Consider the following 12,877-nt stretch of genomic DNA (forward strand, 5'->3'; position numbering starts at 1 on the left):
GCTTAGTGTCAGTGCATCGTGAATCTGCGGGCGACAAGCTCCGAGAACATCGGCAAGGTGATGGCTCGGCCGATCAGGGCGTTCCGTGCGCTGAGGACTTTCGGGGGTAGGGGGCGGCCCAGCGCCATATTCAGGCTGGCCTGCCAGATGGCTTTCTTTGCCGCACGCTGCCGGTCCCGCTCGAAGCCCGCGAGTTCCTTGCTGGCAGGGCCTCTCGCGGATGTCCGCAATGCTTCGCTGATGATCGGCGCCAGGGCGACGGCGTCCAACCAGCCCAGGTTCATCCCTTGACCGCCGATCGGGCTGATCTCGTGTGCGGCATCACCAAGCAAGGCGACCCGTCCGTGAACCATCCGTGAGACCAGTCGCGAGGTCACGCCGAACGAACTGATCATCGTATTGCTTGCGGAGTCCACCACGCTGCCGGTCCGGTTTTTGATGAGGGCAGCGAGCGCATGGGGAGTGGGTTCGTGACACGGGGAGCCAAGCCGGACCACCCATCGGCGGATGCCGCCAGGCAGGGGAAAGGACTCCACGATTCCTCCCGTCTCGAGGAAAAGGACAGCGTGGTTGCCGTACATCGATTCATCCCGGAAATCGCCCATCACATAGTAGTCGGGATAAGCTCGCAGGCGTGGCTCCAGTCCAAGCCCCTCGCGCACTGCCGAATGGACGCCGTCGGCCGCCACCACGAAGCGGCCCAGAAACTCCACTGGAGCCCCCTCTTGCTGCCCCCGCAAACGCAGGTGCCCGCCTTCGTCGACGACTTCCTCAACCTGCACCCCGCGGTGAAGGGCGTCCGGATCGAGGTCGATCACCCTGGACTCAAGGGCGTGGGTGGTGAGATATTGCGGAACGGAAAGGATGAAGGGGTACTCAGCCGAGGGGCGGGCGAAGTCCATGTCGGCGACTTTCCTGCCGCCGCTGTACGCGGCACCATGGGTGATCCGGATACCTGAAGAGAGCAGCGGATGGGCGGCACCTACTGCGTCCAAAGCCGCCAGGGCGGGAGGGTGGATTCCTATGGCGCGGGTCTGGTGGCTCGACGTCGCGCGCCTTTCCAGGACTGCGACGCGGTGCCCATTTTGCAGCAGCAGGGCTGCCATAAATAGCCCGACGGGCCCGGCTCCAACCACCACGACGTCAAACATCGGGGGCTTCGCCGGGCCGGTAGACCAGGAGGTTGTGCCACAAGCCGCTCGGTTCTACCGTCCAAGCCGGGGGAGTGGCGGCACGGAGTTCCGCCGCTGTGTAGCTCCGCCTGATGGACGTCAGGCCGTCACCGTGGATATAGGAACCAATGCCGAGCGGCCAGGATCCGGCCCAGAAAAGTGCGTATGCCACGCGGCTGCGCGTGAGGTCGTTGTGCAGGGCAATCCGGCGGCACAAGCGTTCGGAATCGTGAAGGAACGAGGCGAGTTCCGGGGCGGTCAAGTGGTGCAGGACGTGGTTGGAAATAACGACGTCGAATTTGCGCCCTTCTGACACGAGCTCTGAGCTGAGGGCCTTTCGGTAGCTCACGCCCTCCACGGGCGGCGCGGAGTTCGCGAATTGGAAGGCCCGCTCGTCCGGGTCGATTCCGGTGACTTCCAGCCGGTAACCGTCTGCCGCGGCCCGGCGGGCGAGGCTACGGGCGACGTCTCCACCGCCGCAACCGATGTCTAGGACAGTGGTGGGCTCCGCCGTCGTGAGTAATGGCTTGATCCGTGAGCTGTAGGTGTCCCGCCAGCCAGACACCACAGCGTTGACGACCGGAAAACGCGCGTAACTCCGGTTGAGCCGGTCAAGTTCGCAATCGGGGCGGTCCATGTCTTCCACGGCGGCCACGTCCCGTGCGCCGAGAAAGCTGCCTGGGCGGGGGAAGGCAAGCATCACAAATCCGGCATCATAGATCCGGGGAAACCCGGGTGAACAGTCCCGTCTCAACGGTGAGGCCGGGCCCGAATGCCATGGAACAGATGCGTTCCTCCCGCTGTGCCGGAGTTTGTCCCAGGATGTGCTTCAGGACGAAGAGTACGGTGGCGCTGCTCATGTTGCCGTAGTCGCGAAGGACTTCGCGCGCGGGAATCAGCTGTTCTTCGGTGAGTTCAAGCTTCGACTCGACTTTGTCGAGGATACTGCGGCCGCCGGGATGGATGGCCCAATGTGTAATGTCGCGGTAGGGGAGTCCGGCCAGGGAGGGGTCCCGCGCAAGCAGCGGCTCAAGCGCGCCGGTGATGTGTTCCTCGATGATGTGCGGCACGTACGTGCCGAGAACCATCTCGAAGCCTTCGTCCCCGATATTCCAGGCCATGGCTTCTTCCCCGACCGGCGTCAGGACAGTCTCGAAATGATCCAGCCTGATCACCGGGTCCGGCCCCTCAGGTTCACGAGCGGTTACGACGGCGGCCGCCGCGCCGTCCGCAAAGATCGCCGATCCCATGATGGTGTCCGGATCATTTGAGGTCCGGACGTGGAGTGAGCAAAGCTCCACGCAGATAACGAGGACGACGGCAGAGGGATCGGCCTGGCAAAACTGCCGGGCCGCACGGAGGGCGGGGAATGCGGCGTAGCAACCCATGAAGCCAAGGTGGTAGCGCTGCACGGCCGGGCTGAGTCCGAGTGCCCGGACTACTTTGTAGTCGGGGCCGGGATTGAAGAATCCGGTGCAGGAAACAGTGATGACATGGGTTATGTCAAGCAAATCGATATCGGGACATTTTCCGACGGCGGCTTTGGCGGCCTCAATGAACAATTTGGTGGCTTCGACGGCAAAGATTTCGTTGCGGACCTTGGTGCTGGGGCTTAGTACATGGCCCGTAGCGGGGTCAAAGAACGACGGATTCTCGGAGTGGTTATCCAAGGACAATTCGGCGACGGCGGTGAACCGGGTGTCGATCGCTGCTGAATCAAAGCAGGTTCGCACTAGTCGGGATCCGAGCCGTGTCAGGCCGGGTTGAGATGCAAAAACGTCGCGTGCCTGTTGTTGCACAAGTACTGTGGGCGGTACGGCAGTTTCCAGAGACCTCACGTAGACCGGCATGCTTCATTGTTGGCGACGAAGATGCCGTTGACAATGGGAGAGCGTGGAAATGTGGACGTTTTGAGGAGTCTCGGGCCGGCTGCCCCTGTTTCCGGTGTGGCCCCGGACTTTACCGCATTTAGGGCTTCCAACGCTTCTGCGACACAAATTGAAGCGGCGAGCCACTAGTTCTAATAACAGCTCATTTGACGGGTTCACCAAGCGGCTGGCCGGCAAATAGAGTGGTCCTTAGTACTTTTGGGGAGGTGCGCAGGTATGCAGCGGGAGCTGGATGTCGGGGGAGCGCGTGTCAGGGTGAACCGGTTGCGCGTGCGTTTGGCTGAGCTTGACCGCCAAGTGGGTGTGGTTGACCGTTTGCTCGGCCAGGTCGTGAAGCTTGCTTTGGAGCTGTATGAGGCGAGGGCGTGGAAGGCCTACGGCCTGAGTACGTGGGCTGAGTTGGTGGAGGCTGAGGGGTTGGTCCTTCCGCGCCTGAGAGGCCATGCACGGGTGAATGTCGCCATGGAGTTGGCGGCCGGAAATTTGTCGCTTCGTGCCATCGCCCCGGTCCTGGGCGTATCCCACGAGACCGTGAAAAACCTGCTCGCAAAGGGCGTTGCAGAGGGTGGAACGCTGCCGTCCGTGAGATTGTCACTGGACGGTAAAACGCGCCGCAGTGCACCCCCAGCACCGACGAACGTGATCGCAGGCGAACTGGTTCACTCTGATTCCGACGAGGGAATCTTTGACGTGGAAGGGTTCCTTGCGGATGTCGGCGCCTTGGGTGTGGATCACGGTCCTTCCGACGCGGCTGTGCTGGCGGAACTCCAGCTGCGGGAGCTGATGGATTCCATCCGGAATATGGGGGCCTCTGAGCTTGTCGTCCAGCGCCTGCCCGAGGCGGATCCTGCACGACGGCGCCGGCTGGCCGCCCAGTTCCACGCGGCCGCGGAACTGATGAGGGATGTGGCGAGGCAGTGGGGTGTTGCCGCGTGAGTCCCGGAACCCTTGGCCAGTTTTCGGGTTCGGCCGAACGCGACGTCGTTCTGCGCGACCTGGTGGCGGGGTGGCGGCGAGAAGGGCAAAACGGTCCATCGACCCGGGAGTTGTTCGGTTCATTTCTTCCGGCGCTGTTGTCTCGATTTCAGTACGAGTTCCCCCTGATTGACCCTGAAGATCCGCTGTTCTACGCCACAGAAGTTCTTTGCGACAGCGGGATCCCCGCGGACGTGCCGGCCTGCGCATGGCTGCTTGCGGTTGTCCGCAACGGGCTCCGAACCTGGACTATCACCAATCGCCACTGGCTCTCAGAGCGTGATGTGCGGGACGGCGTTTGGGCAGATGTGAAGAAGAGCCACGCCCTGGGGGAGGGGGCGCCGCTGGTAGCGATGTACGGCCATGAGTGCGATGGGGCTCAGATTCCGCTGGCCATGCCTCCCATGCCCGCCGGTTCATCGCCTCTTTGGGAGGAACTAAAGGCGTTGTTGATCAGGGCTGGCTGGGATCGCGACGTCGCAGAGCAGGGTCTGCAGGTGATCGAACATCGAGCATCCCGGCACGTCGAGGAGGGTGAATTCCGCTCAGAGCCTGGGGCCGCGCTATCCCGGTTGGAAACGAACAGGGCGTTGAGCTGCGTGCCCAAGGGCCACAAGAGGGCGCTTGTGGACTTCGTGTGCAGCGACCGCGGATATCTCTGGGGCCGCCTCCACGGAATTTCCCCTGTCAACGCCCTTGCCCTGCCCGGGGTCCGGGAGGCGTTGGCATCGCTGGTCTGGAACAAGACGAGACCCAAGAACGCCCGGACTAGGAGCTACACGTCTCGAAACATGCATTCCTGTGAGGACATCCCGGCGTGAGCTAGTTCGCTCCGGACTGACGTGGTGGGTCATGGCCAAGGAATCGCAGTGGCCACCGTGTTGTTGGCGAACTGCGCTCGGCCGATGACTGGAACGAATGGGCTGCTTGGATCGCACGTGATGACCCGCAGTAGGGGTGGGCCCTCGATAGCAAAGGTATCTGCCGGCAGGGACGTTTTGGCCAGCGATTCCAGGCCAGTGACCTTGTACCGGCAAGTCACGCCGGCCTTGTCGGATACATAGAGGGGCATGCCCTTCGTCACCCGGACGAGGGAAGCCATCGGTGCCGGGGACCCATCCGGGAAGTTCACGTGCCCTGCCAGCAGGGTCGATCCCTTCGCGGCACAGACAGCCGCGGACCCTGTGTAGCGGGCGGCTTTGGAGGGTTCCGGAATCGCCAAGTAGCCGGAACCGTCACGGTCTTCGTCCACAAGCCCTACATTGAGGTCCACGCCCGGGATGGAGAGCATGGCAGGCGGAAGGCTAGGGATCTCGGCCGGGCCTGTGTAGGTGTCCGGACCTGCGGCAGTAAACGGCGCCAGGACAGCTGCCTGCTGAGCCGGCGGGGGAGCGGGCGGTGCTAAGAAAGCCAAGACGCCGGCGGTGGCTCCGGCCGCGCCAAAAAGGACCACCACAGTCAGTGCAACGCGGTTCCACCGATCGCAGGGATAGCTGTGGGTTTCGATCATTGGACTTTCCTTGGGTGTGAGGCGGGGCACCCGGCCGATCTGCCGGGATAGCTGGATCCGGGTGCCCCGCATCTATTTAGTCGTGCCGGGTAGGGGTTTCTAGTCGGCGTGTTCGTCCGCGTGGACGTTGGCCGCGTCAAGTCCGCGGTTGGCGAAGCGTTTGCGGTAGAACAGCCCTGCCCCGGCGAGGAGAGCCAATGCGAAGGTGATGGCGCCTGTAATCAGCAGCGGCATGTTCGCTCCAGCTTCTTGTGCCGTGCCGGTGGTGGGCGCGAATCCGGCGTTGACCATCAGGGCCGGCTTGTCCGCGGGGACAATGACGACTTCGGGAAAGGCGATGACAGTTTCGTTCTTTTCGCCGCAGTTGCCCTTGTGCAACTGCGCGGTGAATGGTTCCTTGTCCTGGCCCTTGTCGATGGTCAGGCTAAGTTCCTCGACGTACCCGTAGGTGCCTTTGTGTGCGATGGTGTGGCTCGGGTAGGTGATTTCACCTGTTGTGGTGACGTCCTGATCCGTGGAGGTCCAGGACGGGTTGGCGCAGACGGCCTGGGCGGAACCGTCGGTCGAGTCGTCGAACTTGTACTGGCTCACCTTCGTCGTGACTTTGACGCCGCTCCCTGACGGGATGGTGCCGGTGACAATGCCGATATCGTGAGCGACGAGAGGCACGACGCCGCTCTCGGAGGCCTTGGTGACGATGGAAGGCTTCTCGACCGGGACGGTTTCGCCGGGCAGCAGTTCCTTGCCGTCCCACGCCTTGGTGGACTCGGTACCGTCGATCTTCTCGGAGAAGTACAGGTTGGCTTTCAGGCCTTTGGCCCACTTTTCGGCGACGATCTTCTCCCACGGAACGTCAATTGTCGCGGTCTTGAACTCGCCGTTGCCGCTGACCTTCGTGGTGACCGTACCGATGACCTCGGCATCAGCCGGAGCGGTGTCGGTGCCGCCGGCAACCGGGGCAGCGGAGGTCAGAACCAGATCCGTGGTCACAGAGAGTTCCTTGCCGGGCTCGTTGCCGGTCACGGTGATGACGTCGTAGAGCTTGCCGTTTTCAATGACCGATGCCTTGGTCACCACCTCCGGCTGGTACTTCTGGATCGTCTCCTCATTAGGATCGTTGAAACCGGCGGTCCAGTCAGCACGGAAGTACTGCTGCAGCTCGGCGGGCTGGGCCGCCTTGGAGAAGCGGGCCACCGGGTAGTAGTAGCCGGCCTTGTCCGCCGGTTTGTCTGCGGTCACCGTGACGTCACCCGGTCCCGTTGCGGTGCCCGTTCCGGAGGCAACCTTCACGACAGCTGCCGGGATCTGGGCGGTCGGGGCGAGTTTGACCGGGCTGTAGTACCAGTCGACGTCGAAGCGGGCCGGAACGCGGCCGCCGTTCACGAACGCCCAGTCATTGGTGTTTCCCGTGGACGTGTTGATGTGCAGGACGTCCACCAGTGGCTGGCCGCCCTCGACAAACCGGCCAGCAGTCGAGGTCGCCACGGGCTGGAAGTCGAAGACCACTTTGGCGTCGGCCGATGTTCCCGCGACGGGTTGAGCCCCGCCGGCAACGAGAAGGTTCTGGAACCCCGACACCGAATAGGTTGTAGCCGACACCCCGGGCGCGTCGATCGTCAGCGTGACGGACACCGTTCCGTTTCCGGTAGCCGCGAAGCCGAGCTGATCTCCGGTGTGGAGGTTGACTGCCTGGGAGTTCGTTCCTGCCCACTCGGCGGGGCCGTTCAGGATGGCGCGGGCCGAGAAGCCGCTCAGCTTGTTCCCGGCTGCGGAAATCAGTTCCGTCGAGGTGACTGTGCCGCCGCGACCGTTCGCGTCCATCGAGAGTTTAGGTTGCGTCGAGTACGGACCGGAATTGGCCCGGGCGTCGGCGAGCATCGCCGCGGCCTGGGCGCGGACACCGGGCAGTTGCGGATCAGATGAGTCCCGGAGGTTAGGGTAGGGAGCCCCGATGCCGTTCCACGGCACATTGAACCTAGGATCCGCGAGCTCGTGCGCCAGGTAAGCCAAGGCGGCATGGTAAGCAGGGTCACCCTGGTACTTCTGGATCGCGTAGTTAAGCTGCGGGTTGCCGAGTGAACCCACCACCCCGGATCCGGCCGGGCCGGCCGGAATCCCGACATCAAAGCAGAACGCCGTGGGACCTCCGGCGACACCGTTTAGGTTCAGGGATCCCAGCCACATCGACCAATCTCCAAACGCCCGGGGCGGCGGAGCCTTGACCGTGATGCCCGATTGGTGCATGCCCGGCAGATCGGTTGCGGCATGCGCCGCAGGCGCTGCCAAGATGCCGCCGGTCCCGATAGCGGAGAGTGCCAGGGCGCCGGCGGCTGCCAGAGCCCTTGTCTTGGCGAACGCCCGCCAGCCCTTTGTCTGTCCCGGCGCTGTGGCGAGGTCTCGTGCTAATCCTCTTTGACTCACTTATCTTCCCTTCTCTTCAACCGCGCCTGATACGCGATGACCACACCTTGGGTGGTCCTGTTTGTAGAGAGCCGGACAAATCGCAGTCCGTGAGAAGGGCTTGGTTCAAGCTTTCGGGGGTTTGAGCGAGACGCTTTCAGTGCCTTCAACTGTCAAGAATTTGACAGTTGGTGCGCCCAGGTGAAGTTGAAAATGTCAGAGCGTGGAAATGTGGACGGGCATCGGCGGTTTTCCGGGGAACCGCACCTCGACCGGCCCCGGGGGATTTCCGGAGCTTCTGCGTCATAAACCGAGGCGGCGGGCCACTAGATCTAGTAGCAGCCCATTTAACCGTTTCTCCGAACGGCTGAAGGGCAAACGGGGGTGGTCCTTTGTACTCTTGGGGCCCATCCTTCGGTAAGGCTGAGCCGAATCATTACTCCGCAAGGGCCAACTCCGGTCGCTAGAAGAATGGGGATTTGTGATGAAAGTTAAGCGTCTGCTGGCCGGGGGAGCCCTGGTCGGTGTGTTGACGATCGGTGCAGCAGCTCCCGCACTTGCAGGAACGATCACCAACGTCGGTGGCGGCACCTGGAGTTACGGGACCTCGTTCCAAGCACCGTGGTTCAAGAACGTCTGGTCTCACTACGTTCATCCAACCGCGTACCACTCCGCTACGGCTATTGGCGGACCGAACAATGTCAAGGTCTATGCCAATGCCAATAACTGGGCCAACGCTGATACCCAGTGCGGCGTCGGCGAGAATGCCGCCCAATATTGGAATACCTACTGAGCAACAGCCATCCCCGATGTGCAGATGCCGTTACATCGGTTGTCGGTCGGCGGGTCCTCTTCGGGCCCGCCGGCCCCTTTGTTTGTCCGCGGCGAACGGAAATGTCGAAGAGTTGAAGGTGTGGTATGCCGATGAAACATGTCCTGCTGGGACTGGTGATCGCAGTGTGTGCTGCAACATTTGGCGTGAGCTTCGTCAGCGGAATCAACGAAGAACGCACGGCCATGGCGCGCGCGGCAGCTGATGCCGGACAGGCGTTTTCGGTCCCGAGCGATGCATCGGACCCTGATGCAGTGCTGTCCGCGTTGAGAAGCGCAGCCGAAGCCACCGGCAGCAACGTTTTCAGGACGGTGGTCGGGGTGGATGGAAACGACCACGCGTTCGTGACTCAGTACGTGCTTTTGACTCAGCCGGATACTCGCGTCTTCGACGGGGCCGCCCTCTCATCAGGGAGATTCCTTACCGTCCAAGAGTCGCAGGAAGACGTCGCTTGGGTCGCGTCATCGGACACCAGCCCGAACACGGTTGGTGTTCTGCGGGTCCTCGGGGAGGGGGAGCGTTTCTCATTCCGTCCACTACCCACAGCGTTCGACACGATGCCTGCGCCGGGAACCTACTATGCCGAGTGCGGGCCCGCCGGGTGCGCGGCCTTTGTGGGTGCAGCAGCTGCCGCGCTCACCACTCACATTGCCGGACGGACCTTCATCGCCTCGGATTTGAACGCATCGAATCAGCAGTTGGTTGTCCCGACAAATGTCCCGCCGGTCTACTTGCAACTCGCGGTTCTCGCCGGGCTTCTCCTCACCGCGGTGCTTGCTGTCTACCGACAGTTGTATGAGGCAAAGAGAGCTGGAGCGATGCGCTTGCTTGGCTGTGGTGCGACCAGAGTGTGGTGGACGATCACAGGGCGCCCGGTGATCATCGTCGGGACTGCTTCCGGTGTTGCTGTCGTTTCCGTCTCGGCACTTCTGTCTGGCGCGGACAGCGGATTCGTAGCAGTTGTTGTCTTCGACCAGATATTTGCCGTGGGTTTGCTCGCTGCCGCCAGCTTGCTGACCATACCCTACGTGGCAAGGATGCGGGTCTCGGACGCGTTGAAGAACCGACGTGACACCAGAGCATTGTTTGGTGCAGGAATCGCGCTGTCCGTTGTGACGTCGGCGGCCCTCGTGGTGGTAGCTGCGGGCGCCTGGTCAAACGTTGATGTGATCAACAATGAACGCGAAACCCTGCAACGTTGGACCTCGACAACCGGGTACGGTGTTTTCGCTCCGGTGAGCAACGGAAACGATGCAGTGGACCTGCAGACCGGCCAACCCGGTTCATCCATCGTTCAAGCCACAGACCTCTACGACGCACTCAGCGCCCGCGGGGCCCTGTATGTCTACGCCGGCGCGTTCTCAAAGACAGCGCTCCAGCAAAGTCAACAGGCCGGACAATACCGATCGATGCAGGTAAATCCTGCCTACCTCCACACATACCCGATCCGTGACACAAACGGCCAGCCGGTCACGGTCAATGAGGGCGAAGCGTCGTGGGTGTTGCTCGTGCCCGAGCAATTCCGCTCCCAGGAACACGAGGTCACTGCATATTTCCGGGCCCAACGCGATAGTGCGCTCTCTGCCGAGAAGGCGATCTTCCACCGGGACATTAGGGCGACAGCGCAGGATCTCCGCGTGCGGATCATCTGGACGGACAACGGCCAGCGAATTTTCACATTCAACCCCGACGTCGCCGCATCCTCCGGCGGCTCGGTAAAGGACCCCATCGTTGAAGTCATCACCCGGGCAAACAGCCTGGGCGTGGACCGGCTCAACGCCGTCACGGGTGACGCCAGCGCCGGATTGAAGGTCCCGCTGGTAGAAGGGAGTTCCCAGGCCACGATCACCGCTCTCCAGCCACTCCTCAAACGACTGAGCCTGGACGACAACCTGCGTCATCTGGTGACCATCAACGAATATCAGCTCGCCAGGATCGGCCACCTCCAGGAGAGCCTCCGCAACACCACGATCGTGCTGGCCGCTCTGGCGGTATTGCTCGTCATTGTCACCGCGCAGACATTGACGATCGCGTTTGAGCGATTCGCGCGCAAGATCATTGTCCGTGGCCTGTTCGGCCTGTCAACATGGAGGCGCTTCCACGAGTTCATCAAGCTTGGAGCAATTGTGGGGGCTGTCCAGGCCGGGCTCGGTTCCGGGCTGGTATTGGCCGGTTTCCGGCCGTTCTCCTATGCCGGCACCGGGCCGCTCTCCACGCTCACCGCGGCTGTCGCCGTCAGCGCCGTTCAGGGCCTCGTCGCTGTCGGCGTCCTGTGGCTCACGGAACGGCGGCGCACTCCGAACATCCTGAAAGGGGAACTCTAATGTCCGACGTTGTATGCGAACTCCTGAACGTCCACAAAGGCTTCCGCGGCCATGAAATCATCTCGGACCTGAGTCTGAAGGTGCACTCAGGCGAGATCGTCGCCATTACAGGTCCAAGCGGAAGTGGGAAGACAACCGTCCTTAACATGCTTGGCCTGCTTGATCACCCTGACAAGGGCGAGATCAAGTTATTCGGCCGCCGTGCCCCTCGTCCGGGTAGCCGCAGCGCTCGCTTACTCCTGAGGCTGCGCCTTGGATATCTCTTTCAGAACTACGCCCTGATCGACAACGCGACCGTGACTGAAAACCTCAAGATCGCACAAACGTACACCCCGGGCACGCGCAAGGAAAAAAGCGAATCCCGGGCAAGCGCGATGGAACTGGTAGGCCTCGACCTTGACCCGGATCGCAAAGTCTATGAACTTTCAGGCGGAGAACAACAGCGTCTCGCCATCGCCCGACTCATACTCAAACCCTGCCAGATGATCCTCGCCGACGAACCAACAGGTTCCCTCGACAACGTCAACCGAGACCATGTCCTGGCCCTCACCAGAACCCTGGCCGAGGCCGGAAAAGCCGTCATCGTCGTGACACATGACGACTCTGTATCCGGACGAAGCGATCGAGAGATCACCCTCGGTGCCGCAAGCCCCGTGTGAGTGTGTTCAACATCAGGGTGGACGCCTGCTTCCCAGAACGGTACTACTTCGGTCGGGACGCAACCCCGCAGCGGTTGCCCTCGGCGGTTAGTTGGATTCCTGTCCTGTGTCACCTAAGTTGGCGCAGATCGGCGGCTTGAGGAGCGGTGCGTCAACTGTACTGAAACCAGATCAGCGAGAAATGTTCATTACACCTGACGCAAATCGGCTAGTCCTGCACGGCGCCGCGGTGCCGACGTTCGCCCAGACAGGCCGTCAGGGCGGAACGATGCCTGTATCGGGCTTGGTGGCCGGATGGTTCTTCCTCTGCTTCGCTGCCGCAATCTGCACGGCGACGCCCATGACCAGGAAGGTCGCCCCGATGGGGATGAGCAAGGGGGCGTAAAACGCGCCGACGGCCAGCCCAAGGACTATGCCCCCGACCACCCCCACTACCCCGAGGCTGAAGACCAAGATCAGGAACTCTTTTCCGGATCTCATCCACGGAGCGATGCCCACGGCCAGGAAGGCCACCCCGACGGGAATGAGGATGAGGGGATCGCTGGTGCCGGCGGTCAACCCGAGCACTATGCCCACAGCCAACACCCCAGCTCCAAGGACCAGCAGGGGTATAAATAGCCTCTTCGAAGCCGCTATCTGTTCTGCTGTCGGCCGCCCGACGGACGCGCTGCTGCGCGGCTGTTCAAGTATGAGCGCCAGCCATAGGGCCACCAAGAGCGGGCCCAGGCCGACGACCGGGAGCATACGGGGCGATCCAAGTTCCAGAACGGTCAAGGGGAGGAAAACAGCGGCCGCTCCGATGAGGGTGTAGATCTTCCAGCGCGACCGGGTCAGGGTCAGCCTGATTTTCTTCCGGCCGGCCCGGCCTGACATCAACATGAGGGCCAGCGGGACGGTCATCGTTTCCATGATCCCCAGTCCGACCAGATTGAGCCCCGGCGCCTCCCGGAGGTACGGCCAGGTGACGAGGACCGAAACGAGCGCCAGGACTAGCATTGCGGCCCCGCACAGGATCCTCAGCCTGGGACTGTCGCTGCGCATGTCGGCCTCGGGATCCATGGCCGGTCCTTCCCTGGTTCGCCGCTAGGTACAACGATCATGAACGCGGGCACCGGC

General features: G+C 62.3%; 11 protein-coding genes. 5 read left to right on the forward strand and 6 right to left on the reverse strand.

Going from position 1 to position 12,877, the window contains the following annotated elements; translation table 11 throughout:
* Nucleotides 1-8: 8 nt before the first annotated feature.
* Genes NFJ07_RS01430 through NFJ07_RS01440 form a run of 3 tightly spaced genes read right to left on the reverse strand, consistent with a single transcriptional unit; the run spans nucleotide 9 to nucleotide 3,022 of the window.
* Nucleotides 9-1,151, reverse strand: coding sequence for an FAD-dependent oxidoreductase (locus NFJ07_RS01430; protein ID WP_269991945.1), 1,143 nt, complete (start codon nucleotides 1,149-1,151; stop codon nucleotides 9-11).
* A complete protein-coding gene (locus NFJ07_RS01435; RefSeq protein ID WP_269991947.1) occupies nucleotides 1,144-1,872 on the reverse strand; it encodes a class I SAM-dependent methyltransferase in 729 nt (242 codons plus the stop codon). The genes NFJ07_RS01430 and NFJ07_RS01435 overlap by 8 nt, the downstream gene beginning before the upstream one ends.
* A gap of 13 nt (nucleotides 1,873-1,885) precedes the next feature.
* On the reverse strand, nucleotides 1,886-3,022 hold the full coding sequence (locus NFJ07_RS01440) for a type III polyketide synthase (RefSeq protein ID WP_269991949.1): 1,137 nt from the start codon (nucleotides 3,020-3,022) through the stop codon (nucleotides 1,886-1,888).
* Between the two features lie 255 nt (nucleotides 3,023-3,277).
* Here NFJ07_RS01440 and NFJ07_RS01445 point away from each other — a divergent pair, with 255 nt between their 5' ends.
* Together NFJ07_RS01445 and NFJ07_RS01450 are read left to right on the forward strand one after the other, a co-directional pair.
* Nucleotides 3,278-3,997, forward strand: a complete 720-nt coding sequence (locus NFJ07_RS01445; RefSeq protein WP_269991951.1) for a hypothetical protein — start codon at nucleotides 3,278-3,280, stop codon at nucleotides 3,995-3,997.
* Nucleotides 3,994-4,857 carry a hypothetical protein gene (locus NFJ07_RS01450; protein ID WP_269991953.1) on the forward strand — a complete coding sequence of 288 codons (864 nt, stop codon included), beginning with the start codon at nucleotides 3,994-3,996 and terminating at the stop codon, nucleotides 4,855-4,857. Before NFJ07_RS01445 ends, NFJ07_RS01450 begins: the two co-directional genes overlap by 4 nt.
* Nucleotides 4,858-4,886: 29 nt before the next feature.
* Here NFJ07_RS01450 and NFJ07_RS01455 read toward each other — a convergent pair whose 3' ends face one another.
* A complete protein-coding gene (locus NFJ07_RS01455; protein WP_269991955.1) occupies nucleotides 4,887-5,546 on the reverse strand; it encodes a class F sortase in 660 nt (219 codons plus the stop codon).
* Between the two features lie 99 nt (nucleotides 5,547-5,645).
* Nucleotides 5,646-7,967: a hypothetical protein gene (locus NFJ07_RS01460; protein ID WP_269991956.1), complete on the reverse strand. Its 2,322-nt coding sequence runs from the start codon at nucleotides 7,965-7,967 to the stop codon at nucleotides 5,646-5,648.
* Between the two features lie 463 nt (nucleotides 7,968-8,430).
* On the opposite strand from NFJ07_RS01460, the gene NFJ07_RS01465 reads away from it, so the two are divergent.
* The 3 genes from NFJ07_RS01465 (at nucleotide 8,431) to NFJ07_RS01475 (ending at nucleotide 11,761) form a co-directional block, all read left to right on the forward strand.
* Nucleotides 8,431-8,739 (forward strand): lactococcin 972 family bacteriocin, encoded by a 309-nt coding sequence (locus NFJ07_RS01465; RefSeq protein WP_269991957.1) that lies wholly within the window; start codon nucleotides 8,431-8,433, stop codon nucleotides 8,737-8,739.
* Nucleotides 8,740-8,864: 125 nt separating this feature from the next.
* Nucleotides 8,865-11,102, forward strand: a complete 2,238-nt coding sequence (locus NFJ07_RS01470; protein WP_269991958.1) for a hypothetical protein — start codon at nucleotides 8,865-8,867, stop codon at nucleotides 11,100-11,102.
* Nucleotides 11,102-11,761, forward strand: a complete 660-nt coding sequence (locus NFJ07_RS01475) for an ATP-binding cassette domain-containing protein (RefSeq protein WP_269991960.1) — start codon at nucleotides 11,102-11,104, stop codon at nucleotides 11,759-11,761. The genes NFJ07_RS01470 and NFJ07_RS01475 overlap by 1 nt, the downstream gene beginning before the upstream one ends.
* Nucleotides 11,762-12,016: 255 nt before the next feature.
* Here the strand turns inward: NFJ07_RS01475 and NFJ07_RS01480 are convergent, their stop codons facing one another.
* Nucleotides 12,017-12,820, reverse strand: coding sequence for a hypothetical protein (locus tag NFJ07_RS01480; protein WP_269991962.1), 804 nt, complete (start codon nucleotides 12,818-12,820; stop codon nucleotides 12,017-12,019).
* Nucleotides 12,821-12,877 lie beyond the last annotated feature (57 nt).

The sequence above is a fragment of the Arthrobacter sp. B2a2-09 genome, from assembly GCF_027587375.1.
Taxonomy (GTDB): domain Bacteria; phylum Actinomycetota; class Actinomycetes; order Actinomycetales; family Micrococcaceae; genus Arthrobacter.